Here is a 23,410-nt window from a genome sequence, read left to right as displayed (position 1 = left end):
GGGCATGGCGCAGCCACACCGGCACCTCGGTGTCGATATCGGGCTCACCGGGTTGATCAAGTGGATCCGCTACCCCTTGGTCACCAGTGAGACCGCCGGCCTGGAAGTCGTCGGGAGCGTTGCCGACCGGTTCGACGGGGCGTTCGCGCACCAGCTTCTGCGGGACTGTCTCGTGCTCCTGGACTCACCTCTGTCCAGCCGGGACATCGAGATCCTGTGGCTGGCGGGGACGTTCCGGGAATTCGACCTGGAACGCCTCGGGATCGACGGCCGGGTGTGGCTGCGCCGGATCGCGGACATCTGCACCGTCAGGATCCGCCGCGACGCCCCCTCGTTCACCCCTGCTGCTGCGGCACCGGGTGTGGACGAGGTGACGAAGGAGGCGGTCGGTGCCGAGATCAGGTCGGTCGGACCTGATCTGGAGCAGGCCACGGCACACCACGCCTACAGCCCGCTCGACGGTGTCGTCCCGGCCCTGGAACAGGCGGTGGATGTCGACGCGGACCTTGGGTTCCGGCTCTTGCTCCGGGCCCTGAAGGGGTACTTCGTACCGATCAGCGAGGCCCGCTACGAGCGCTACCTCGCCATCGGCGACCGGCTCGACCTCGGGGAGGACGTCGTCGACGACCACGATTTCAACGTCCGGCCGGACCTGGTGGACTGATGGCGCGTCTGTCGGCGATCTTCCCGGACAGGGTCTCGCACCCGCTTCAGACGACGTAGACGGAGACGTCTCATTCGGCAACGACAGGTACGGGCGCCCCTCTCAAGGAGGGGCGCCCGTACCGTCGTAGGAGGCAGGCTCAGGCCCGCTCTGCGCTCCCGCAGATCGGCATGGGGTAGATCGACTCCTCGCGGACGTTCGCGCCCGTGAGGCCGCGTGGATCACCGCAGCTCCGTGTGCTGCGATCGTTCCGGCGATTTCGTGATCTTGATCGAGCGGAACCGAGCGATTGTGAACTGATTCACCAGACCACTTGGCCAGGCGTGCCTATCCATGCTGAGATTCGGTCTGTCCCCAACAGCACAATGGCGCGCTCGGGAGGGCAATGTGGCGTATACCGCCATGTCTGGATCCGGAACCACCGCAGGTGACGAGCCGCTCCAGACCGCGGTATGGCGGCTGCGATCACGCGGCTGTTGGACCGATGCTGCCGCCCTGCTCGCCCCGCATCCGTCCTCCCCCGCGCTGACGCTCCAGCGCACCGCGCTGCTGGTCGAGCGCTGTCTGTTCACAGGGACGGGCTGGGAGGACGCCGAGGACGCCCTGCGTACGGCGGAGGCCGCGGCTGCGACCGACGACGAGCGCGGCGCGGCGGCTTGTGAGCGGGGCCAACTCGCGTACGCCTCGACCGTGCTGAAGGTCCGCGACCGGACCGACGAGGCCAGCGCCGCTCTCGGCCGGGCCGCCGCCCTCCTCGCCCCGGACGCCCCGGGCCGGGCCCTCCTCGACTTCCGGCGCGGCCTTGTCGCCGAACACCTCGCGGACTCTCCGCAGTCGGCCCGAGCGGCATACCGCCGCGCCCACGCGAGCGCGGTGGCCCAGGACGACGCTCTGCTGGTGTCCTTCACCTGGCGGCACCTCGCGGCGCTGGCCCTGCGTGACGGCGAACTGGCCGAGGCCCGGCACGGGTTCAGGGAGTCGCTCCGGATCCGTGAGGAACTGGGCTATCTCATCGGCATGGCCCCCGCCCTGGCCGCGCTCGCCGACACCGAGCCGGAGCCGGAGGCGGGGCGCCTGCGGGCCGAGGCCGGGCGTCTGTTCCGGCTGCTGGGGGGCGTACCGACCTGGCTCGCCGACCAGCTGTCGCCGACTCGGCCGGCTCCGGCGGCCTGAGGCAGGCGGGTGCCCGCCGAGGCACGACCGGGGGCGGCAAGGCCACTGCGGGCCTGGGCGGTCGGCACCGTACCGGGCCCCCTACCTGCGGTGGATGCGGAGTCGTCCTGCGGTCGGACGGGAGGGGGTTCCCTGCGTACCTAATCTGTGGCGTATGACTGAGCACACGGGGGACCGGGAGCACGAGAGCACCCGGACGACCACCGTCCTGGGCGTCGCGGCAGGACTGGCAACATCGCTGGCCCTGCTCGGGTTCTGGTGGTGGCAGGGCTGGGGATTCCACTTCGCCGTCGGCTGGGTCTCCCTCAAACTGGGCGCCAAGGTGGCCGTCCTCGTCGCCGCCGGAGGGCTCGCCGCCCTGGCCGCGTGGCGCGGCAGGCGCAAGGGTCCGGCGGAGGGACGATCCGGGGAACCGGTCTGAACGACCTGCCGGACACGGCCGGAACGACTTGCCTGGCACAGTCTGAACGATCTGCCGGACACGGTTCAGGGAGAAGCAGGACCCGGACCGGGGAGGACCGGGTCCGGTTCTGCCGAAGACCCCGAAGACCGGGGCTCCAGACGGACCAGCGCCTCGTCCGTACCGATGACGACCGAGCGGTCGGCGCCGACCGCGAGCGCCCTGACCTGCTGACCGGGTCGGAATCGCCGTACTTCGCCGGTGTCCAGGTGATGGAGTTCGACGAGGCCGTCCGCCCAGGCGACACAGAGCGCGGCCCCGTGCCCCGAGAGGGCGACCACGGGACAGCGGCGCCTTACGACCGGCGTACGCCTCGGGGCCCGGCCGGGCGACCAGACGCGGACCGTGCCGTCGGCGCCCGCGCTGCAGACCAGCGGCCCTGGGTGGTGCACCACCGTCAGGGCCGTGACCCGGCCGTGGTGGGCGGCGGCCTGGTGCATCCCGTCCAGGCCGAAGGCGTGCAGCGAGCCATGGCGGTCGCCGACCAGTATGTGTGTGCCGGTGGCGGCCAGCGCCGTGGCGGGGTGCTTCTTCAGGGTGGCGACCACGGCGTCGGTCAGGGCGGTACCGCCGTAGGTGTGCAGTCGCCCCCGCTCGTCCAGCATCAGCAGTGTGCCGTCCGGCAGGGGGACCAGCACCGTGATCCGCACGGGCAGGGGAACGGAGCCGGCCGCGTGCACGGCGTCCGCCGGGTCCAGCGAGCGGATCGTGCCGCGCTGGTCCGCCACCAGCAGATGTCCCGTCCAGCGGCCCGTACCGTGGGCCAGCGCCGCCACGGGCCCCGGCCAGGGCGGGGTGAGGTCCCCGCGCACCCGGCTCCAGGCGATCCGCCACGGTGCACCGGCGGCGAGCGAGGAGAGGGCGGGACGCAGCCGCGGATCCGCGTCGTCGCCGAGCGCGGCGACCAGCACCAGGGCCCGTTCGTGCACCGTCTGGTCGCGGATCAGCGAGGGCCCGGCCCTGAACCAGGCGGCCCGCAGTCCACCGTGGCCGTCCGGAGCACCGGAGGCCTGCTCGAAGGCGGTCGTGACCCGTGACGGGTCCGCGGCGCACACGGCGGCGGGATCGTCGAGATCGAGCGGGGCGGTGTCCGGCTGCCGGAAATCCGGGCAGGGCAGGGCGTCCGCGTGCTCCCCGGTGACGATCCGGACGTTGCTCAGCTCCCTGAGCGCGCCGACCAGTTGGGCGATCCCCTCCGGCTCGTGGGCGGCCTGCAGACCGGGCAGCACGAGCCGCGCGGGACGGGCGCCGCCGGTCAGGGCGCCGACCAGTTCGGCCGGGGTGCGTGCCACCACGCCGAGATGGTTGCCCAGGGCCCACACCGTGCCCCGTACGCTCCGGCCCGCGAGTGGGATGACCGCGTCAGCCAAGGACCCGCCTAACCGGCGAAGTGCTCGCGCACCAGCGCGTTCACCACGGGCAGGTCCTGCGCGGTCAACGCGTCGAGCAGCGCGGAGTGTTCGGCGGCGTCGGCGATCAGCAGCGCCCGCGTGGGCACCTCCGCCGAGCGATCGGGGGCGGTGGCCCGTCCCGTCGTCAGGGGCCACTGGGAGCGGCGGTGCAGATCGTCGGCGACGGCGACGAGCTGCTCGTTTCCGGTGAGTGAGAGGACCGCGCGGTGGAAGGCGCGGTCCGACTCCGCGTAGGCCGCGCGGTCGCCGGTCGCGGCGGCGGCCGCGGTCGCCTCGGCGAGCGGACGCAGCTCGCCCCAGCGTGCCGCGGGCACGGTGCGGGCCAGCCGGAGCATCACCGGCACTTCGATGAGGGCGCGGACCTCGGCGAGTTCGGCGAGCTCGCGTGCACCGCGCTCGACGACCCGGAAGCCGCGATTGAGCACGACTTCGACGGCGCCTTCGGTGGCGAGCCGCTGCATCGCCTCGCGCACCGGTGTCGCCGAGACTCCGAAGCGTTCGGCGAGTGCCGGAGCGGAGTAGACCTCACCCGGGATCATCTCGCCGCTGACCAGTGCGGTGCGCAGTGCCTGGAGGATCTGGCCGCGGACGGAATGGCGGCGGACGGCGGTGGCGGGGACGGGTGCCACCGGACGCACCGGAGGGGCCGCGGCGGCGCGGGCCGGCGCGGCGAGGTGGGACCGGCCGGGGGCGGGGGGCTCACTGTGGGTGTGCTCACCGCGCGCCTGCTCAGGGACCACCGGCTGTGCGCCGGGCGCGGGCGCGGACGCCGGAGACCACGCCGCTGCCGGCCCACGGGATCTGCCCTGCTCCACTCCGGTCCTCCTCCGGCATCGTGCGAGCCCGGCTCGCGCGGCGGGAAGCCGCTGTGCACGATAGGCGGACACGCCCACACGTACGCCGTCACCGGGACCGGGGTCCCCCCAGTGTAGAGGGGCACCCGGCGATCAAATCGGGTAAGGTTAGGCTAACCTTTCCACGATCGCGATTTGGTGGTCCCCCATGGCCGTCCCCACCGTGCTTCCCGGCCCCCAGCCGCCCACTCCGGCCCCTGCCTCCTCACCCGCCTCACCCGTCACGGCCGCCTATGCGCGACTGACCGCGGTGTACGCGGGGCTGAGGATCCAGGAACGGGCGGACGGCGAGCCGGCCCCGCGGGACGGCGGCTGGGTCGCGGCGGCCGACCTCGCGGCAGGAGGCGCCGCCCTGGACGGATTCCTGGCCTGGGACAACGCCCAGGTGCTCCGCGACCACGGCCGGCAAGCCCGCAGCGACGTCATCGCCGGTCTCGGACTGCACCGCTACGCCTGGCCGGCCTGTCTGCTCATCACCGTCCCCTGGTTCCTGCACCGCCGGGTACCGCGGATGCCCGTCGAGGACGTGGCCTTCCAGCGCACCCTCGGACGGATGTCCGTCCGGGTGCGCGATGTCGCCTGCCTGCCCGGCGACCCGGTCGCCGGCCTGCCCGGGGTCCGCGTCGTCCCCGACGAGGACGCGCTGCGCGCCGAGGTGCGCGATGCCGTCGCCGCGCACCTCGGTCCCGTGCTGGAGGGCTTCGGCCCGCGGATGCGGCGCGGCCGGCGGGCCCTGTGGGGCATGGCCACCGACGAGACCGTCGAGGGCCTCTGGCACATCGCCCAGCTGCTGGGCGAGGAGCGACGGGCGATGGCGGAGCTCGAAGCCCTGCTGCCCGGCACCACGAAGCCCTACGTCGGCGGGGCGGGCTTCCGTGACCTCACCGGCCCCCGCGGCGAACCGCTGGCCACCCGCGACCGGGAGAGCTGCTGCTTCTTCTACACCCTGCGGCCCGAGGACACCTGCGCCACCTGCCCCCGCACCTGCGACGAGGAGCGCGTACGGCGGCTGAGCGCACAGCAACGGGACTGAGTACCTGACGTCAACCCTGAGCTGTGGCTGTGCCCTGCTCAGGAAGCGAACGGTCCTGGTTCCGGAGCTCGTTGGAGATGGGTGTCCCGGTGCCCGTCAGCGGGAGGGACCGCCGACCGGAGTGGGATTCCACCGACGGGCACCTATAGGCACCGACAGGCACGGGAGGCTCTCAGGGCCCGCTGTCGCCGCCGGCCGGGAAACGGAATCCGCATGCCACCGCCGCCCATGGCGTTGCCGGCGGTCGAGGCCGGCCCGGCTTCGCGGACCGGACCTGGCCGGCTGGTTCGGGTGACGTCCGGATTGCCCACCGGGCTGTCCGCTTCCTCTCTCCGCCCGGCTGTCGCACCTTTCTAGGGTCGACGACATGAACGAACAGCTCAGCGCGAGTGCGCTCCATTCATACCGCGAGGCCGGCTTCATCCTGGTCAAGGGCCTGCTCGGCAAAGAGGAGGCGAAGGTGCTGCGCGAGGAGTGCCACGCCCTCGCCGGCCGGGTCTGCGGCGGTGCCGATCCCACCTGGGCGAGCGCCCGCGAGCTGGGGGGCGAGCCCGGCGGCCGCGTCGAGCTCCGGCACTGCCATGACGTGCAGTTCCACTCGGCGGCGTTCACACGGTTGCTGACCGATCCCCGGTTCACCGACGTCGCGGCGGCTGTGCTGGACAGTCCGAATGTCCAGCTGCACCACACGAAGATGTTCATCAAGCCCCCGGAGGCCGGCTCACCGTTCCCGATGCACCAGGACCACCCTTTCTTCCCGCATCACGGACATGCCGTCGCCGCCGCGATCTTCCACCTCGACGACGCCCCGGAAGAGAAGGGATGTGTGCGCGTGGTGCCCGGTAGTCACCTCGGCGGGCCGCTGCCTCACATCGAGGACGGGAGCTGGCATCTGCCGCCGGACCCGTGGCGGCTGGACGAAGCCGTACCGTGCCCGGCCGAGGCCGGAGACGTGTTGTTCTTCAGCTATCTCACCGTCCACGGCTCGGGCCTGAACACCTCCGACGAGGCACGCACGACCTTGCTGGTGCAGTTCCGCGATCCCGCGGACCGACCCGCTGACGACCAGCACACCGGTTCGCTCGGGCAGGGCATGATGCTGCGGGGAATCGACCCCACAGGTCGGGAGGAGGCTGATCCGGCGTGACCGATCCGGCTCGGGCGGGTGCCGCCGTCCATCTGCTTTCCTCCGTGCCTCTGGAGATCGGCCTGGGCGGGAAACGGGTGGAGTTCGTCGGCTGGGGGTTCTACCCGCCCGAGCCCTGGCGCAACTACTGGCACAGCCACTCGTTCTTCGAACTCTGCTACGCGTACGCGGGCAGCGGAGTGTTTCGGATAGGGGAGTCCGAGCACTCGATCGGCCCCGGGGATCTGTTCCTGGCACGCCCAGGAGACGTCCACGAGATCGTGGCCGACCCGGACGACCCGCTCGGCATCGTGTTCTGGTCGTGGACCATGGTGCCCGAACGCAGCACAGAGCGACCGGTGGCCAGGGCGGCCGGGGCTCCGTCCGGCTCCGGCAACACCACAGACCTCCTCCTCAACGGACTGGCGACCGGCTCGCGACGGGTGGCCCCCGTCCTCGGGACGGCACTGCCCCGGCTGCTGCAGGAGCTCCTCGAGGAAGCGGCGTCCCCAGGGCCTGCCGCCGACGACCTGCTCACGATGCTCTGCTCCGCCCTGGTTCTCAGCTGCGCCCGCGCCCTTGCCGACCAGCCGCCGAGCGGCACACAGCACCCGGTGCGGCAGGACGGACGCGAGGACATGCAGACAGCCGTCATGGCCCGCTACCTGGAGGACAACTTCGACCGCCCGGTACGGGTGCGCGACGTGGCCGCGCAGGTGCACCTGAGCGAGCGGCATGCGGCCCGCCTGTTCCAGCGCACCTCAGGCCTCACCATCATGGCGTACCTCACCGACTACCGGCTCGGCATCGCAGCCCAGCGGTTGGCCGATCCGACGCGTCACTCGGCCTCGATCGCAGCGATCGCACGCTCTTGCGGCTATCCCGATGCCCGGCACTTCAGCGCGACGTTCCGGAGGCAATGGGGGATGCTGCCGACGGAGATGCGTGCGCGGAACGGAACCACCCACTTCCGCGACGGCCCGGGCGGCTGACCAAGGGCTGTGCCGCCCGGGCGGCACTCGAACTCACGCCCTGGCCACCAGAGATGCGTTCGAAAAGATCGCACCCATTTGTCTGTTATCCGCCGCCCCTGGGGCCCCCTTGGCGTTCTCTTGCCACGAAACCCCCTGCCCACCACGGGACTTCGGCCAATATGTCGCCCGAAAGGCCCTACCGCGGTGCCGTAGCAAGGATGCAAGGGACCCCCATGAGACTGACCGACATATCGCTGATGTGGTTGCTTCCGGGCGGCGTGCTGCTCGCGGCTGCCGCGGCGGCGGTGGCGGTGTTCGTCCGCGGCAGGCTCGCCGGCGGCCGTGCGGCGGCAGAAGACTCCTGGGAGCGCAGCGAGGAGCGCCGCAGGCGCAAGGAAGCCATCTACGGGACCGCCTCCTACGTGCTTCTCTTCTGCTGTGCCGCGGTCGCCGCGGCGCTCTCGTTCCACGGCCTCGTCGGCTTCGGCCGGCAGAACCTCAACCTCACCGGCGGCTGGGAGTACCTGGTTCCGTTCGGGCTCGACGGCGCCGCCATGTTCTGCTCGGTACTCGCGGTGCGCGAGGCCAGCCACGGCGACGCCGCCCTCGGATCCCGGCTGCTGGTGTGGATGTTCGCGGGCGCCGCCGCCTGGTTCAACTGGGTCCACGCACCGCGCGGCCTTGACCATGCCGGTGCCCCGCAGTTCTTCGCGGGCATGTCGCTGTCGGCCGCGGTCCTCTTCGACCGCGCCCTGAAGCAGACACGCCGGGCGGCGCTCCGCGAGCAGGGTCTCGTACCGCGTCCGCTGCCGCAGATCCGGGTCGTACGGTGGCTGCGGGCGCCCCGGGAGACCTTCGGCGCCTGGTCGCTGATGCTCCTCGAGGGTGTACGCACCCTCGACGAGGCGGTCGACGAGGTGCGGGAGGACCGCCGGGAGAAGGAGCAGAACCGGTTGCGCCGGCGTGAGCAGGACAAGCTGGACCGGGCTCGGCTGCGGGCGCTCAACCGGCAGCACCGTGCCTGGGGCCGGGCACGCGGCGGGCGGCAGGTCGACCTCCCGGCTCTGGGCGGATCGGCGAGCTCCCCTCCGGCCGCCGTGGGTTCCTCCGCGGAGCCTGCCCTATCCGAGCCAGGACAGCTGCCATCGCACTCCCGGCTCTCCCTTCAGGCCGTGAGGGGCGCTGAGACCCCCTCGGCGGTCACCGTCGACCTTACCGCGGAGGACGACACCCAGGCCCTGCCCCGTCTGGACTCACTGGAGCGCAAACTCAAGGATCTGGAACGGCAGTTCGGCTGAACCGGTCGGTCCGTCCGGCTCAGCAGGTTCGGCCGAGTGACTCTTCCCCGGCCCGGTCGGCAGCGGTACGCTGCCGACCGGGCCGGGTGTGATATCCGCCCGGCGGCCCGCCGTCGTGCCGACGCCACGTCCCTCTGCCTCCGCATCAGTCCGGAGACCCACCGCCGGACGGCCTGCTGCCTGGTCACTTCCGCTCGCCGTCCAGCTCGAACCAGACCACCTTGCCCAGGGCGTGCGCCCGCACTCCCCAGGCATCCGCGAGGTTCTGCACCAGCAGGAGTCCTCTGCCGTGCGTACTGTCGTCGGTTGCGGCCGGGACCGGCAGATGCGGTTCCTCGGGTCCCGAGGTGAAGTCCCGCACCTCCACCCGGAGTCGGGCGGGTGCCACGGTCGCGGTCACGACCGCACCGTCGTCGGTGTGCACCAGCGCGTTGGTCACCAGCTCGCTGATCAGCAGCTCCGCCACCTCGGCCGATCCAGGTCCGCCCCAGTCACCGTGACCCAATAAGTCCCGCAGTGCCCGCCTCACTTCGTGAACGGCCCGCAGATCGGCACGTCCCACTCTGCGGCGCAACTGCGCAGGTTCGGACCTTCCCTGACGTCTCGTCATCATCCCCCACCGCACGTCGGAACGGTCCCTTCGCTCTCACCCTGCTCGAAGCCCGAACAGGCACTCCGGAATGCATGCCCCGCCCCCGAGCGCCCGACGCATGCGGATTTCACACCGCGTGATGAAGTCGGCACCCTCCGCTCGTCACGTTCGGGGGAGGTTCCTCAGGGCCGCGGAAGATCCCTCAGGGCCGGGGGACGTTCCTCAGATTCGAGCGGGCCATCTGGACCATCTTTCCGACGCCCCCCTCCAGCACGATCTTGCTGGCGGAGAGAGCGAACCCGGTGACCATCTCGGCCCTGATCTTCGGCGGGATGGACAGGGCGTTGGGGTCCGTGACGATGTCCACCAGCGCCGGACCCTTGTGTGCGAAGGCGTCCCTCAGCGCGTCGGCGAGCTGCTTGGGCTTCTCGACCCGCACACCGTGGACGCCTGCGGCACGCGCGATCGCCGCGAAGTCGGGGTTGCGGTTCGTCGTCCCGTACGACGGCAGACCCGCGACCAGCATCTCCAGCTCGACCATGCTCAGCGAGGAGTTGTTGAACAGTACGACCTTCACCGGCAGGTCGTACTGGACGAGGGTGAGGAAGTCGCCCATCAGCATGGAGAATCCGCCGTCCCCGGACATCGACACGACCTGCCGGTGACGGTCGACGAACTGTGCGCCGATGGCCTGGGGCAACGCGTTGGCCATCGAACCGTGACTGAAGGAACCGATGATGCGGCGGCGGCCGTTGGGGGTGAGGTAACGGGCCGCCCACACATTGCACATGCCGGTGTCCACGGTGAACACGGCGTCGTCCGATGCGAGTTCGTCGAGGACGGACGCCACGTACTCGGGATGGATCGGCACGTGCTTTTCGACCTTGCGGGTGTACGCCTTGATGACGCCTTCCAGCGCGTCGGCATGTTTCTTCAGCATCTTGTCGAGGAAGCGGCGGTCCGTCTTGGCGCGCACCCGCGGGGTGAGACAGCGCAGCGTCTCCCGCACATCTCCCCAGACGGCGAGGTCGAGGCGGGAGCGGCGGCCGAGGCGCTCGGGCTGGACGTCGATCTGCGCGATCCTGACGTCGTCCGGGAGGAAGGCGTTGTAGGGGAAGTCCGTGCCGAGCAGGATGAGCAGATCGCACTCGTGGGTGGCCTCGTAGGCGGCGCCGTAGCCGAGGAGCCCACTCATACCGACGTCGTAGGGATTCTCGTACTGAATCCACTCCTTGCCGCGAAGCGCATGTCCGACGGGTGACTTGATGCGCTCCGCGAACTGCATGACCTCGGCGTGCGCACCGGCCGTTCCCCTACCGCAGAAGAGGGTGACCCGGTCCGCTTCGTCGATCATGCGGGCGAGGGCGTCGATCTCCGCGTCACCGGGGCGCACCGTCGGGCGGGCCGTGACCAGGGCCTGTGCGACGGGCTTGTCCGGAGCCGGCTGGGAGGCGATGTCGCCGGGCAGTGCGACGACGCTCACTCCGCTGCGGCCGATGGCGTGCTGGATCGCCGTCTGCAGCAGCCGCGGCATCTGCTTGGGGGTGGAGATCAGCTCGCTGTAGTGGCTGCACTCGCGGAACAGCTGGTCGGGATGGGTCTCCTGGAAATAGCCGAGGCCGATCTCGGAGGACGGGATGTGGGAGGCGAGCGCGAGGACCGGGGCGCTGGAACGGTGGGCGTCGTAGAGACCGTTGATGAGATGGAGGTTCCCCGGACCGCAGGAGCCGGCGCAGGCGGCGAGCCGGCCGGTGATCTGCGCCTCGGCGCCCGCGGCGAAGGCGGCGGTCTCCTCGTGGCGGACCTGGATCCAGTCGATGCCGGGATTGCGCCGAATGGCGTCGACGACGGGATTGAGGCTGTCGCCCACGACTCCGTACAGCCGTTCGACACCGGCGCGGACGAGGATGTCGACGAACTGTTCTGCGACGTTTTGCTTGGCCATGGATCCATCTATCCACGGCCGGGTCCGTCACGCCTCCCAGACCGCGCAGGCCGTACGGTCGTCGGCGTAACCCTTCACCCTGAGCTGGGTGTCCGCCAGGTAGGCGGCGAGGCCCGGGGGCTCGGGGACGGCCCAGCGCTCGGCGAGCCGGTCGGCCAGGGCGGGCTCGCCGCGCAGCGGATCGGCGAGGCCCGCGCTGCACAGCAGCAGGGTGTCGCCCGGCCGGGCGACGGAGGCACGGAAGCGGAACGGCTCGGCGGGTGGCGGGGCGGGGTCGTCGATGTGCGGCGAGGGGGGCGTGGTGACACCGAGGTCCATGGTGAGCCGGTCGCCCTCGGGGGTTTCGGACGGCGGTGAACCGTAGCCGACGACGGGTTCGCCTCCGGCGTCCTTCGGTACGGCCGGCTCGATGTCCTGCCAGGCTCCGTCCCTGAGCCGGAAGAGTCCGCCGGAGCCGACTCCGAAGAACACCCGTGTGCGGCAGGCGGGATCGGCCGGCAGCAGCAGGCAGCGCAGACTCGCGGTGAAGCCCTCGGGGTCCGAGTCGAGTTCGGCGGCGCGGGCGCGGAGCTTGCCGAAGGAGCGGTCGGTGAGACGGTGCAGCCCGGACTTGAGGTCGCCCCGGCGGCCGGTCCTGATGTCGTCGGCGAGCCGTGCGTGGCTGCGGCCGACGGCGGCGCCGATCCAGCGCGTGAGGTCCGCGGCGGCGAGATGGGCCCACCGCCCGGCGCGGGCTCCGGTGGCCACGGCGACCAGCACCAGCGCGCCCTCGCCGGTGCCGAAGCGTGCGGTGAGCAGGGCGTCGCGCCGGGGTTCGCCGCGGAAGCGCGCGGAGTCCCCGCGCACGGATGCGGCGCGCAGGGCGTACGTCCCGTACCGAGCGCCGTCGAGGACGGTGTCCGCGACGAGTTCGCCCAGGTTCTGGTGGTCAGCGGGCGGCAGCGCGGTGGGCTCGGCGTCGTAGGTGGGCGGACGGTCCCCCACATGGCTCAGCTTGGGCCGCGGGGGCGAGGCCGGGGCGGGGTCGAGACGGGGGTCGGGCACGGTCCCGGCTCCGGCGGCCCCGGCTGAGGTGGCAGCGGACCGCCCCGGGGAGGTCTCCGCGGGAGCGGTACGCGAGGGGGCGGTAGGCGGGGAGACATCCGGTCCGTCGCCCGCGGCGGCCGGCGCGGCTGCCTCCCGGGCAGGCCCCGGAGTGCCGGAAGCACCCTCGGTGGGTGACTCCCAGGGGGAACGGGCGCCGGGAAGTAGGGAGTCCCACCAGGCGTGCGGGCGCCCGCGGGAGGGCGGGACGGGATCAGCGGCAGGCTCCGGAGCGGCCGCGGGCCTGGGAACGGACGCGGAAGCGGCGGTGGGCCCCGATGGCGTGGCCGCCGCCGGTGCGGATCCGGTCTCTGTGCCGACCGTGTCCACCGCCGACTCGAATCGGTCGTCGACCGTGTCACCCGCCGAGGGAGCGGGGCCGGTGTCCGGGACGGAATCGTCGTACAGCCGGTGCCACCAGTCGTCGGCAGTGGCGGGCCTCTCCCCCTGCTGGCTCATGCCCCTATTGTCCACCGCCGGGGCTCGCCGGGGGCGGGAGAACAGGAGAATTCGTCCGCGGATAGGCGTACGCACGCGTCCTTCGGCGGCCCGAACCGTCCTGGGAAGGCCGTTCGTTGGAGATCACATGGTTCCGCGCTCGGCGTTCGCCCGTCCGTCGTCCGTCATCCGTCGTCCGTCATCCGTCATCCGTCGTCCGGTCATCGGCAACGGCCCGACGCCGCGGGCCTCGCACAACCCGCTCCGGGGCCAACCCCGTTGGATCCCCTTTCGGCGGGTAGCCGCCGCCACGGCGCAACTTGGCGGAGGGGGGCCGTATCCGGGGATGATGTACGCGGCGGGTTTACGCCGTGGCTGCTATCCGCCAAGCGACGTGCCCGCCGGCAAGGGGAACGAACAGGTCCGGGGAGGGGTCTGGGTGCTGGGAGCAATAGGTCTCGATACACGGCAGGAGGAGGCGTACCGCGCACTCGTGGCGCTCGGCGCCGCGGAGGTGACCGATCTGGCGCACCGTCTTGCGCTGCCCGAGGCGGACACGGAGGGCACCCTGCGCCGTCTGGAACGGCAGGGTCTGGCGGCGCAGTCGTCGGCCGGCACCGACCGCTGGGTGGCGGCGCCGCCCGCTGCCGCGCTGGGGGCACTGCTCACCCGGCAGCGCCATGAACTCGACCAGGCGGAGCTCGCGGCGACCCTGCTCGCCCGGGAGTACCGGACGAAGGCCGCGGAGCCCGCGGTGCACGACCTGATCGAGGTGGTGACGGGCGCGGGTGCGGTCGCACAGCGCTTTCTGCAGCTTCAACTGGGCGCCACGGAGGAGGTGTGCGCACTGGTCACCGGAAGGCCGGTCGCGGTCGCGGGGTTGGCCGGCGAGGCGGAGGAGCACGCCGCGCGGCGCGGCGTCGTCTTCCGGGTCGTGGTCGAGCGCGAGGTGCTGGCCCGGCCGACAGGGCTCGTCGAACTGACCGCGGCACTCGGCCGCGAGGAACAGGTGCGGGTCGTGGAGCGGTTACCGACCGAACTCGTCGTCGCGGACCGCTCGCTGGCGATGCTGCCGCTCACGGGCCCGACTGCCGAGCCCGCCGCCCTCGTGGTGCACGCGAGCGGGCTGCTGGAATCGCTGACGGGTCTGTTCGAGACGGTATGGCGCGAGGCGCTGCCGCTGCGGCTCGGTGAGAGCGAACGGGTGGCCGAGGGGCTGCCGCCCGGCCCCGACGCCCTGGACCTGGAGATCCTGTCGCTGCTGCTGGCCGGAATGACGGACGCGAGCGTGGCGAAGCAGCTGGATCTGGGGCTGCGCACGGTGCAGCGACGGGTGAAGGGACTGATGGAGCTCACGGGCGTGACGACCCGTCTGCAACTGGGGTGGCACGCGTACGAGCGGGGCTGGGTCGCCCGTGATCCGGAGCCGGGCACGGAACGGGGCGCGGGATCCTGATCAGCCGCGGGGCGGCGACCGGCCCGCGCCTGCCGTGCACGCACGATCTGCGGCGGCGTTGCCGGTCCTGCACCCTTGGCTGATGGAGGCATGGCAGCTCGTCCTGGTCGGCATGGTGATGCTGCTCGGCCTGTTCGGGGTGCTGGTCCCGGGGGTGCCGGGCAGTTGGCTCGTCTGGTCCGGGCTGCTGTGGTGGTCGGCGCAGGAGCGTACGGCGTCGGCCTGGTGGGTGCTGGTCGGTTCCACCGCACTGCTGCTCGTCACCCAGGTGGTCGTCTGGCAGCTGGGGCCGCGGCAGATCCGCGGGGTGGGGATCACGCCCCGGATGGCGGTGTTCGCGGGCGCGGGGGCCCTGGTCGGCTTCGTCGTGATTCCGGTCGTGGGCGCGGTGCTGGGCTTCGTCGGCGGCCTCTACGGATCCGAGCGGCTGCGGCTCGGCGGGCACGGCGAGGCGATGACCTCGACGCGTACGGTGATGCGCGCGGCGGGGACGAGCGTGCTCGTGGAGCTTCTCGCCTGTCTGCTGGTCGTGGCGGCGTGGGTGTGCGTTGTCATCGCCGGCTGAGGGGCCTATGCGGGCTCGGCGGCCGACCGTGCCGAGTTGGCCCGGTGGAGCTCGGACCGGGCGGGCCGGCGTGGCCCCGCCCGGTCCGGGGCGGCTCAGCGGATACGGCCCCGCTTGGCCTCCATCGCCGCGCGGCCCTGCGCGCCCTTCATCTTCCAGTCGCGCCGGATCTCCGCCCGCAGCCGGGCGTCGGTCTTGGCGACGATGCGCTGGTTCTCCCGCAGCAGCTTGCGGTAGCTGTCCAAACGGCGCTGCGGCACAGCGCCGTCCTCGATCGCCGCGAGTACGGCGCATCCCGGCTCCGACTCATGGGCACAGTCGTGGAAGCGGCAGTCCCCGGCCAGTTCCTCGATCTCCGAGAACGTCTGGCCGACACCCACTCCGGCGTCCCAGAGCCCCACGCCGCGCAGCCCGGGCGTGTCGATGAGCACCCCGCCGCCGGGGAGGGCGAGCAGGTTGCGGGTGGTCGTGGTGTGACGGCCCTTGCCGTCGACATCGCGGGCTGCCTGGACCGCCATGACGTCTTCGCCGAGCAGCGTGTTCGCCAGGGTGGACTTGCCCGCGCCGGAGACCCCGAGCAGCACACTCGTACCACTGCAGGCGACCGCCGCAAGGACATCGGTGCCCTCGCGGGTCAGCGAGCTGACGGCCAGTACCTGGACGCCGGGTGCGGCCGTCTCGACGTCGTCGACGAGATACGACCGGACCGTCTCGTCCGGCACGAGATCGGCCTTGGTCAGCACGACGAGCGGCTGGGCGCCGCTCTCCCAGGCCAGGGCGAGGAACCGCTCGATCCGGCCGAGGTCGAGCTCGGCGGCGAGCGACACCGCGATGATCGCGTGGTCGACGTTGGCGGCCAGGATCTGGCCCTCGGAACGCTCGGAGGACGTGGAGCGCACAAACGCCGTACGCCGAGGCAGATAGGCGCGCACATAGCGCGGGGTGCCGTCCGCGTCCACGGCGGCCCAGTCCCCGGTGCAGATCACCCGCAGCGGGTCGTGCGGGGTGACGAACGCGGTGTCGGCCCGGACCACCCCGTCCGGGGTGACGATGTCGCACTGGCCCCGGTCGACCCTGATGACGCGGCCCGGCACGAGGCCCTGTTCGATGTACGGAGCGAACTCCGCTTGCCACCCCTCGTCCCAGCCGTAGGGCGCGAGAGAGTGCGGGGTGGACGGAAAAGACGGTGCAGAGGAGAAAGTCAAGGGGGACCCTTCACAAGGGTGGCCCCGGCACACGCACTCAGGCGTGGGAGTAGGAGACGGGCAGAGCGAAGAGCCGTCAGCCGGTGACCACGGAGGTGGGATTGATGAACTTCTGGGTCTGGGCAGCGCCCATCGCGATGACAGCCATCGGTCACACCTCCTGTTGCACCCAGCCGGACACGGCGGCCTGACGCCGCCGGACGAATGCCCCCACCGTAGCCCGGTGATCTTGACCGCACCACCGTATTTTTCCGGTGCCGGGCGGATGGGTGTGCGGCGCTCAGCTGCCCGGCGTTCCGGCCTGCGGACGGGGCAGCGCCCGCACCCAGGCCACCTCGGTGAAGTCCTTCGCCTCGATCCGGACCTCCACACGCTCGAATCCGTTCGTCTGCAGGCCGTCGTAGCCGACCCCGACCAGATCCCGGTAGAGGGGGTCGGAGAACGCCACCACCAGATGGGCCGAAGGCGTGTGGGCGAGGGTGCGCCGCACCGGGGCCGAGTCCAGGACACGGAACAGGGCGACCACCGCGGATCCGGCGTAGCCGCTGTCGGCCTCGTGGACGATGCCCTGGTGCAGGCTGGCGCGCATCCGGATGTCTCCGGCCGGGCCGTTGGCTGCCGCGAGCCCCGTGGCCAGGCCGTCCAGCAGGCGCGGCACGACTCTGGCCTCGTCGACGCCGGGCTCCATCACCAGGAGGTAGCCGTCGCCCTGGGCCTGCCGGCCGCAGTTCGGCCATACGATGCCGGCCCGTGTGCAGGCGGTCCGCAGTGTGCGCAGCAGTACGCGCTGCAGCCGGACCATGTCCGCGTTGTCGCGGGCGCTGTACTTCTCGATGTCGACGGCGAGGCAGAGTCGCCGCAGCCCCGGAGGGAGGTCGTCAAGGTCGGCTCCGGGCAGGGCATAGCCGAGGGGGCGGCCCAGAAGTGCGCCGCCCAGGCGGTCGTGGGTGAGGTGTCCGCCTTTGGCGACCACGCCGTCGACCGCGAGCAGATCCGGGTTGGCGAGCACATCGTCGTGGTCGTGCTCGCCTTGGCCCCGGTCTCGTTCCTGATGGTGTTCGTCGTCCTGATGGCGTTCGCCGTGGTCACCGTCGGCACCCTCGTTCTGGTGGGCGTCGTCGACGCGGTACGGAGCCTCGCCGCCCGCCGGCGCACCGGTGTCGTCTCCGTGGGTCGGTCCTGTCGGGTGCATGCGCTGGTCCCCCTGGTTCCCCCCACATGGCGTGCGTCAGCCATGAGCGGTGGTTGTCGGTCGTCCGGGTGTGTTCGCCCGGTGCGTATGCGCCCGGCCGGGAAGGTCACCCGGGGCGTGTGCGGCCGGTCGGCCCGTCGGCCGGGTCCAGGAGCCGGGCGGCGCGCCGCAGGCCGGTCGTGGAGAGCACGGTCACCCGGCTGTAGCCGACCCGGATGACCCCCTGTTCGGCCAGCTCGCCGAGCACATGGTGCACCCGGCGCTCCTTCGCGCCGACCAGTCCGGCGATCTCCGCCTGGGTGAGCCGGGGGCCGATCAGGACGCCGCCGCCCTGCGGCTGTCCGTAGTCCTCGAGCAGATCGACGAGCACCCGCGCGACCCGGGTCGCCACCGGGCTGCCCCCGAAATCGCCCCTGCGCCGCACCGACCAGCGGTTCTTCCGTACGAGCATCCGGCTCACCGCCAGCGCCGCGGCAGGGTACTGATCGAGGCAGCCGAGGAAGTCCCGTTGCCCGATGCGTCGCGCGGCGACCGCGCCCGCGGCCGTGACCGTGGCCGACCGTGGCCGGTTGTCGAGGGCCGCGAACTCCCCCACCACATCGCCGCCGAGACGGACGGCCAGCAGTGCCGTGTCGCCGTTCTCCGTGACCGCGGTGACCTTGGTGACCCCGCTCAGCAACAACAGGACGAACGTCTCGTGCAGCCCCTCGGCGAGCAGGATCTCGCCGGCCGTGTACGCGCGTGCGGTGCCCAGCGAGAGCAGGTTCTTGGCGGCCTCGGACGAGTCGGACAGCTCCGCGAGCAGTGTCCCGTGCGGCCATCGGCCGACCGCACCCTCCCCGTGTATCTCCGGCATCGCCGCACCCCCGGGCTCTCGGACTTCTCCGGCGCTTGTGGCGTACGGCAGCATAGCCGCTGAGCATGGACGAACACCCCTTTTCTCACAGGTAAGTTGAGCCGTCAGGCATGGTGCGGTCGGTCTGATTCCGCACTGCTGCGGGGACGGTGCGGCCGCCGCCCGGCAGGCTGTGGGAACGGGGGTGAGCACGGGGATCCGGCCGGCCGTCGGCGGTCGGCCGGATCCCCGTCACCGGCCCCGTGGGCGTGCTCCGGTGCGGAGTTCAGCTCCCGGTCACGGGGGCGAATCGCAGATCGGGGGAACCCAGCAGGGTGAATCCCGACCAGTCCCCGGGACTTGGACAGCGGAGCCTGGTCTCCCGCACGGCTCGGCGCAGTGCCTCCCCGGTGGTGGCTCCGGCGGCGAGCCCGTGGTGGAAGGCGACCATGAGGGTGGCCGTCGCCTCGTCGTCGACCGGCCACAGCGACACCACCACGCAGTCGACACCCGCGGCCAGGAAGGTGCGGGCCAGACCGAGGTTCCCTTCCGGCGAGAGCCGCCCCCAGCCGGTCTGGCAGGCGCTGAGCACGACGAGGCGGCAGCCTGACAGGTCGAGCGGCTGGATGTCGTCCGCTCTCAGATAGGAACTGCCCGCACCTCCGCCGGTCGCAACGGCGCCGTCGCGGTCCGCGGCCGGACGCCGTGAGGTGTCCGGAGCCAGACACAGCGCTCCCGGTATGCGCAGGACGTCCTCACCGGCGAGCGCGTGGGTGGCGAAGTGGGCGAACCGCGCGGCCGGAAGCCGGTCGAGGACGGCCTGCCGGGTGGCCCGGGCACCGAGCAGGGCGTGTGTCCCGTACAGCCCCGCGACGGCGCGTGCCTCCCGCTCGGCAGCGGGCAGTGGCGGCAGCACGGGGGCGGGCAGCCCCGGAAGGAGGGGTTCCGAGGGCGGGTCGGGGTTGCCCACCACGAGCGCCTGGTGCGGGCCGACCGTCGGCGGGGCGCCGCCCCGCCGACTGCCGGGATGCAGCCGGGTGGAGGGTGCGAGGGACACGGCGTACCGCTCCACCAGTGGGGTGTCGTCCTTCAGCGGCAGCGCGGTGAACGGGATGTAGTGCAGATATCCGTCGGGCACGATGACGAGCCGGCTGGTGCCTGCCGCCGCGATGTCGTCTTCCACGGGCCGCAGGAAGGTGTCCGCGAACAGGCGCAGGCCCTCTTCCTCGACGACCGGGCCCCAGTCCCGGCCGCCGAGGGGAAGGCTGTCCCGTGTAGTGCGGTCACCGGGAGCGGTGCCCCGCGACAGCGCTCGCAGCAGCCTGGCCTCCGGCCCGGCGACGGCTGCCGCCCCTTCCCCACCGACCGGAGGCATATCGCCTGGTGTGGTGGGGAGTGCGGCCTGACGAGCTCCGGGCAGGTCGGCACGGGGTCCACGGTCCGCCGCCACGTCGGCGGTACCGGCCGCACCGGCCGAAGCGGCAGAACCGGCGGCCAGCAACTCCTCGCTGAACACGGTGAGGTCCGTGACGTCGACCTCATGGTGCCGCCGGGTGCCGTCGGGCGTGATCACCCAGATGAAAGCGGTCGTGGCGCGGCTCACCGGCGAGGGGCGCTGGGGCCCGAGGAGGCTGTAGACGAGCATGACGGTGTCGTGCTCGGCCGCCTGCTCCGAGAGCATCCGGGCCGCCCTGCCCGGAGTGTTCGCACCGGCTCCCGGTGCACCGGCCGGTCGCGGGCCGCCCACCGCGGTCGCCGTACCGGGCATGCCGGGGGCGTCACCGCTGGAGCCATCGGCGGACGTGCCGCCTGGGCCGCTTCCCCTCAGCGCGAGGATCCGCTGCTCCAGCAGCAGTCCGCGGACCCGCTCGGCCGCCTCCAGGGCGCCGTCCGTGTCGCCGCGCGCGACCCGGCAGCGCTGGAGGGAGCGGTAGACCTGGGCCTGTTCGCCCAGTAGGCCTATGTGTTCGTTCTCGTTGCGCGAGGTCGCCCTCACCCGCTCCCACAGTGTGACGGCTTCCGTCAGCCGGTTTTCGGCGGACTCGTGATCGCCCCTGAGTTGCAGTACGGCCGCGAGGGTCAGCAGCGCGGAGGCGACGAAGTGCGGTGACCCGCCCTGACGTGCCATGGCCACGGCTCGCTGCGACCAGGCGAGCGCCGTGTCCATGTCGTCCGTCGTCGTATGGGCGTTGGCGAGGTTCGCCGCCGCGGAGAACAGGAAGATGCCGTCGCCGCGCTCGGCCGCCTCCGCGTAGTTCCGCGTGAGCAGCTCCACCGCCTCCGCCGTACGCTTCGGCTCGTCGCAGAACATCAGGGAATTCGCGAGACCCTCACGCATCTGTGCGAGCGCGGTGCCGGCGTCCGGCCCGCCGGCGGTCAGCAGCAGCGCAAGGGCTTCCCGGCCCTTCGACACCGCTTCCTCGAAGCGCAGTCCGCGTCGTAGCACGACCCCCTGCAGGCTCATGGCACCGGCGAGGATCCTGACGCGATCGACCGCGGTCGACGCCCGGGCCAGCCGCTCGGCCTCGTCCGCGCAGTCCCGGGCGGTCGTGTGGTCGCCCGCCATGTTGGCGGCGAGTCCGAGGGTCACCAGCTCCTGGGCGAGCAGGATCCCGCCCCCCGCCGCGCGCGCCGTCCCGGCAGCCCTGGCGAAGGCCGTGAGGGCGCCGCCCATCTCACCCCGGAGGATGCAGGCCTGTCCGAGCCGGTGGAAGCATTCGGCCGTGAAGTCGGGGTCCTCGTCGTCGATCAGGTCGAAGACCTGCCGGACGGTGTGCTCGCCCTCGGCGAGTTGCCCGGTGTGGTAGAGCGCCTCCGTCAGAGCGAGGAGTGCCGCGATCCTGGCGCGGCGCAGCAGGGGTGTGCCCTTCTCGATGCCGTGCAGAAGGGAAAGGCTGCGCCGACTGCATTCGGCCTGTTCGGGATAGCGGGCGTGCTGCCCCGCCGCGACGGCGGCCTGCTGCCAGCCCAGGGCGGAGAGCCAGGGGTCCGACAACTCCATGGCGGCCTTGCGGTACCGCGCGTATGCCTCCGGCCAGCGCCGCTGCTCGGCCAGATGGTCCGCCTGCCTCATGTGCTCCATTGCGCGCCGGCTCATGCCCCGGCCCCCTGCCGCTGCTGCGTCGTCGTGCGCGATCGCGGCTGGGGCAGCGCATCCGCGTGCACGGTCCACAGGCGGTAGTGGAACTCCCGGCCCGTGTCGAGCAGTTGGTCCCGCACGCCCTCCCAGACCTCCTGAAGGAGCGCCCCGAGCGCGGGATCGTGTGCGCCGAAGGACCGGTCGGGGGCCTCGCGGGACGCCAGAGCCGCGAGGTCCATCGGGCGGTCGCCGAGGAGCAGATGCACGGTCTCCGTACGGGGCCCCAGCTCGGGCACGTCGGCGGGCCAGTAGACCGTCACCGACGGAGTGGTGCACATCCCGGGGCGCAGAGCGTTGCGGGGTTCGACGAGATAGCCGCCGGGCTGGTCGTTGGTGACCAGGGTGGTGCGACCGCTCAGTCCGATGCCGATCACCCACAGATACAGCGGCCTGTAGGAGTGGTTGGTGACCGTGACGCGGTAGCGGTCACCGCCGTACAGCCGCTCGCCGTCCGGTCGCATGGCGCGCCATCCGCCCTGCGGCGTCTGCCCCCTGACCTCGAACCGGACGTCCGCGGAGGCGTCCAGACGGGCTCCGCCGTGCGGGTCCCTGAGGCGTCGGACCCGGTCGCCACGGGCCAGTTCCTCCAGCAGTGCGGTCAGCCGCACCGGATCGCGGTGCGCGGTCCGCTCCGGTGCACGGAAGGCGAGCCCGTCCGGGTCGAGCACCTCGCAGGCGGCACCGCTCGGCGCGCGCACCACGGCGAAGGCGAGGCTTTCCTCCTCGGTCTCCGCCAGCCGCGGACAGCGGGCCAGTTCCTTGCGCAGGGCTTCGGCGAAGGGGCCATCGGCGTCGATGAACACCTGGCGGCGATCGTGGGTCCGCACGACCAGTGCGTACGAACCGGGCGGCGGCTGTGCGGTGAGCGGCGCCTCGGCCAGGGGCATCGGCGCGGCGGACGGCGCCGTGCGCAGCAGGGCGTCCCCCGCCTTCATCTCGTCGACGGTCGCCGGTATCAGGGTGTCGCGGCGGTGCCGGCCGCCGGGGAGTACGACGCTGACGGTGTCCTCTGGGCCGAGGCCGAATACGGCCCCGCCGGGGACGACGAAGCGGCCGTCCCGCCGCTGCAGCGGGAGCTGTTCGGGCTGGGCGGGCTCCTCCAGCGAGAACGGCAGCCGCCCCGAGGGCCCTCCGGCGTCGGGCCACTGGCGCACCTGCTGTTGCTGGATGCGGTCACGCGCCTGGGCGATGAGCACCGACCAGGGCACACGGGGGTGCCTGTGCGGGTCGAGCAACTCCGCCAGGGCCGCCGTGAACACTCCCTGTCTCCCCGCGCCGGGACGCAGTTCGGTCTCATAGGCGGAGCCGTGCCGCTGACAGGCGGTGAGCCGGACGACACCCGGAACGAGGGGGTCGCCGGGTCGCGCGAGTGCCGCCGCACGTGCGAGGCCCGCGTGCTGGGGGACGCGGGGCAGCTGCACCGACTTGAGGAACCACCTGCCCGAGGTGTACGACGCCTCGCGCACCGCCCCGCCGGAGTGGCAGGAGTCGAGGATGACCGTGACGTTGGACGTCGCCCCGGCGAGTTCGCGGACGACGGCGGTGAGCTCCTCGGCCAGGAAGCCCCGGAAGTCGGACGCGGTACCGTCGCCGATGTCCACGGGCACCAGGTACTGCAGACCGTCCAGCAGGGCACCGTGGCCCGAGTAGTAGACGACGACGCCGTCGCCCCGCCGGGTGTCCGCGACGAGACGGCCCAGCGCCCGGGTGATGCCCGCGTAGGACGCCGTACCGCCGGTGCAGGTCCGTATGTCGGTGAAGCCATGGCTTCTCAGCACTCGGTGCATCAGCTCCACATCGGTGTGCACACCGGTCAGCCCATAGGTCTGGGCACCGATCAGCACGGCTCGCAGCGTCATCTCATACCCCCACGTGGAAGAAGGACGCCCATCGGTACGGGCGCCGGTCGTCTGCGCGTTGCTCCCGGCCGGCACCGATGACGCGGCTCTCCGCGTTCTCCGCGCTC

Annotated in this window: 19 protein-coding genes; 9 read left to right on the top strand and 10 right to left on the bottom strand. The window is 72.1% G+C overall.

The window, feature by feature from the left end:
* Positions 1-4 precede the first annotated feature (4 nt).
* The 3 genes from ACTWOL_RS29330 to ACTWOL_RS29320 all read left to right on the top strand — a co-directional run bounded on the left by ACTWOL_RS29330 (position 5) and on the right by ACTWOL_RS29320 (position 2,258).
* On the top strand, positions 5-664 hold the full coding sequence (locus ACTWOL_RS29330; RefSeq protein ID WP_474299837.1) for a hypothetical protein: 660 nt from the start codon (positions 5-7) through the stop codon (positions 662-664).
* A 402-nt stretch (positions 665-1,066) separates the two neighbouring features.
* Positions 1,067-1,837: a hypothetical protein gene (locus ACTWOL_RS29325; protein WP_474299836.1), complete on the top strand. Its 771-nt coding sequence runs from the start codon at positions 1,067-1,069 to the stop codon at positions 1,835-1,837.
* A 154-nt stretch (positions 1,838-1,991) separates the two neighbouring features.
* Entirely contained in the window at positions 1,992-2,258 is a 267-nt protein-coding gene (locus tag ACTWOL_RS29320; protein ID WP_474299835.1) for a hypothetical protein, read from the top strand.
* A 65-nt stretch (positions 2,259-2,323) separates the two neighbouring features.
* Here the strand turns inward: ACTWOL_RS29320 and ACTWOL_RS29315 are convergent, their stop codons facing one another.
* Both ACTWOL_RS29315 and ACTWOL_RS29310 read right to left on the bottom strand, forming a co-directional pair.
* Complete coding sequence (locus tag ACTWOL_RS29315) at positions 2,324-3,667, bottom strand: WD40 repeat domain-containing protein (RefSeq protein ID WP_474299834.1); 1,344 nt, start codon at positions 3,665-3,667, stop codon at positions 2,324-2,326.
* 8 nt (positions 3,668-3,675) lie between these two features.
* The gene (locus ACTWOL_RS29310) at positions 3,676-4,338 is read right to left on the bottom strand and encodes a GntR family transcriptional regulator (RefSeq protein ID WP_474299833.1); all 663 of its coding nucleotides are present in this window, start codon (positions 4,336-4,338) and stop codon (positions 3,676-3,678) included.
* A gap of 373 nt (positions 4,339-4,711) precedes the next feature.
* Here ACTWOL_RS29310 and ACTWOL_RS29305 point away from each other — a divergent pair, with 373 nt between their 5' ends.
* From ACTWOL_RS29305 to ACTWOL_RS29290, 4 genes are all read left to right on the top strand, one after another.
* Positions 4,712-5,596: a (2Fe-2S)-binding protein gene (locus ACTWOL_RS29305; protein ID WP_474299831.1), complete on the top strand. Its 885-nt coding sequence runs from the start codon at positions 4,712-4,714 to the stop codon at positions 5,594-5,596.
* 367 nt (positions 5,597-5,963) lie between these two features.
* The gene (locus ACTWOL_RS29300) at positions 5,964-6,743 is read left to right on the top strand and encodes a phytanoyl-CoA dioxygenase family protein (protein ID WP_474299830.1); all 780 of its coding nucleotides are present in this window, start codon (positions 5,964-5,966) and stop codon (positions 6,741-6,743) included.
* Complete coding sequence (locus ACTWOL_RS29295) at positions 6,740-7,714, top strand: AraC family transcriptional regulator (protein WP_474299829.1); 975 nt, start codon at positions 6,740-6,742, stop codon at positions 7,712-7,714. Before ACTWOL_RS29300 ends, ACTWOL_RS29295 begins: the two co-directional genes overlap by 4 nt.
* 215 nt (positions 7,715-7,929) lie before the next feature.
* Entirely contained in the window at positions 7,930-8,994 is a 1,065-nt protein-coding gene (locus tag ACTWOL_RS29290; RefSeq protein WP_474299828.1) for a DUF2637 domain-containing protein, read from the top strand.
* Positions 8,995-9,178: 184 nt separating this feature from the next.
* Here ACTWOL_RS29290 and ACTWOL_RS29285 read toward each other — a convergent pair whose 3' ends face one another.
* The 3 genes from ACTWOL_RS29285 to ACTWOL_RS29275 all read right to left on the bottom strand — a co-directional run bounded on the left by ACTWOL_RS29285 (position 9,179) and on the right by ACTWOL_RS29275 (position 13,073).
* On the bottom strand, positions 9,179-9,604 hold the full coding sequence (locus tag ACTWOL_RS29285) for an ATP-binding protein (RefSeq protein ID WP_474299827.1): 426 nt from the start codon (positions 9,602-9,604) through the stop codon (positions 9,179-9,181).
* Between the two features lie 184 nt (positions 9,605-9,788).
* Positions 9,789-11,531: a pyruvate dehydrogenase gene (locus ACTWOL_RS29280; protein ID WP_474299825.1), complete on the bottom strand. Its 1,743-nt coding sequence runs from the start codon at positions 11,529-11,531 to the stop codon at positions 9,789-9,791.
* Positions 11,532-11,558: 27 nt separating this feature from the next.
* Positions 11,559-13,073, bottom strand: coding sequence for a protein phosphatase 2C domain-containing protein (locus ACTWOL_RS29275; protein WP_474299824.1), 1,515 nt, complete (start codon positions 13,071-13,073; stop codon positions 11,559-11,561).
* Positions 13,074-13,491: 418 nt separating this feature from the next.
* On the opposite strand from ACTWOL_RS29275, the gene ACTWOL_RS29270 reads away from it, so the two are divergent.
* Both ACTWOL_RS29270 and ACTWOL_RS29265 read left to right on the top strand, forming a co-directional pair.
* A complete protein-coding gene (locus ACTWOL_RS29270) occupies positions 13,492-14,508 on the top strand; it encodes a helix-turn-helix domain-containing protein (protein WP_474299823.1) in 1,017 nt (338 codons plus the stop codon).
* An 82-nt stretch (positions 14,509-14,590) separates the two neighbouring features.
* Positions 14,591-15,073 (top strand): DUF456 domain-containing protein, encoded by a 483-nt coding sequence (locus tag ACTWOL_RS29265; RefSeq protein ID WP_474299822.1) that lies wholly within the window; start codon positions 14,591-14,593, stop codon positions 15,071-15,073.
* A 95-nt stretch (positions 15,074-15,168) separates the two neighbouring features.
* Here ACTWOL_RS29265 and rsgA read toward each other — a convergent pair whose 3' ends face one another.
* The 5 genes from rsgA to ACTWOL_RS29240 all read right to left on the bottom strand — a co-directional run bounded on the left by rsgA (position 15,169) and on the right by ACTWOL_RS29240 (position 23,303).
* Positions 15,169-16,278, bottom strand: a complete 1,110-nt coding sequence (rsgA, locus tag ACTWOL_RS29260; RefSeq protein WP_474299821.1) for a ribosome small subunit-dependent GTPase A — start codon at positions 16,276-16,278, stop codon at positions 15,169-15,171.
* 280 nt (positions 16,279-16,558) lie between these two features.
* The gene (locus ACTWOL_RS29255) at positions 16,559-17,470 is read right to left on the bottom strand and encodes a hypothetical protein (RefSeq protein ID WP_474299820.1); all 912 of its coding nucleotides are present in this window, start codon (positions 17,468-17,470) and stop codon (positions 16,559-16,561) included.
* Between the two features lie 106 nt (positions 17,471-17,576).
* Positions 17,577-18,326 (bottom strand): Crp/Fnr family transcriptional regulator, encoded by a 750-nt coding sequence (locus ACTWOL_RS29250; RefSeq protein ID WP_474299819.1) that lies wholly within the window; start codon positions 18,324-18,326, stop codon positions 17,577-17,579.
* Between the two features lie 265 nt (positions 18,327-18,591).
* The gene (locus tag ACTWOL_RS29245) at positions 18,592-21,402 is read right to left on the bottom strand and encodes a CHAT domain-containing protein (protein WP_474299818.1); all 2,811 of its coding nucleotides are present in this window, start codon (positions 21,400-21,402) and stop codon (positions 18,592-18,594) included.
* Entirely contained in the window at positions 21,399-23,303 is a 1,905-nt protein-coding gene (locus tag ACTWOL_RS29240) for a caspase family protein (protein WP_474299817.1), read from the bottom strand. Before ACTWOL_RS29240 ends, ACTWOL_RS29245 begins: the two co-directional genes overlap by 4 nt.
* Positions 23,304-23,410: the final 107 nt, after the last annotated feature.

It is taken from the genome of Micromonospora sp. IBHARD003 (assembly GCF_056106285.1).
Note: the sequence above shows the minus strand (reverse complement) of the source record. Positions and strands in the feature narration are given on the sequence as shown.

Coding starts and splice junctions, on each gene's coding strand:
- ACTWOL_RS29265 (WP_474299822.1), top strand. CDS start 14,591: ATGGAGGCATGGCAGCTCGTCCTGGTCGGCATGGTGATGCTGCTCGGC.
- ACTWOL_RS29280 (WP_474299825.1), bottom strand. CDS start 11,531: ATGGCCAAGCAAAACGTCGCAGAACAGTTCGTCGACATCCTCGTCCGC.
- ACTWOL_RS29245 (WP_474299818.1), bottom strand. CDS start 21,402: ATGAGCCGGCGCGCAATGGAGCACATGAGGCAGGCGGACCATCTGGCC.
- ACTWOL_RS29290 (WP_474299828.1), top strand. CDS start 7,930: ATGAGACTGACCGACATATCGCTGATGTGGTTGCTTCCGGGCGGCGTG.
- ACTWOL_RS29320 (WP_474299835.1), top strand. CDS start 1,992: ATGACTGAGCACACGGGGGACCGGGAGCACGAGAGCACCCGGACGACC.
- ACTWOL_RS29275 (WP_474299824.1), bottom strand. CDS start 13,073: ATGAGCCAGCAGGGGGAGAGGCCCGCCACTGCCGACGACTGGTGGCAC.
- ACTWOL_RS29255 (WP_474299820.1), bottom strand. CDS start 17,470: ATGCACCCGACAGGACCGACCCACGGAGACGACACCGGTGCGCCGGCG.
- ACTWOL_RS29300 (WP_474299830.1), top strand. CDS start 5,964: ATGAACGAACAGCTCAGCGCGAGTGCGCTCCATTCATACCGCGAGGCC.
- ACTWOL_RS29330 (WP_474299837.1), top strand. CDS start 5: ATGGCGCAGCCACACCGGCACCTCGGTGTCGATATCGGGCTCACCGGG.
- ACTWOL_RS29240 (WP_474299817.1), bottom strand. CDS start 23,303: ATGACGCTGCGAGCCGTGCTGATCGGTGCCCAGACCTATGGGCTGACC.
- ACTWOL_RS29325 (WP_474299836.1), top strand. CDS start 1,067: ATGTCTGGATCCGGAACCACCGCAGGTGACGAGCCGCTCCAGACCGCG.
- ACTWOL_RS29250 (WP_474299819.1), bottom strand. CDS start 18,326: ATGCCGGAGATACACGGGGAGGGTGCGGTCGGCCGATGGCCGCACGGG.
- ACTWOL_RS29305 (WP_474299831.1), top strand. CDS start 4,712: ATGGCCGTCCCCACCGTGCTTCCCGGCCCCCAGCCGCCCACTCCGGCC.
- ACTWOL_RS29285 (WP_474299827.1), bottom strand. CDS start 9,604: ATGACGAGACGTCAGGGAAGGTCCGAACCTGCGCAGTTGCGCCGCAGA.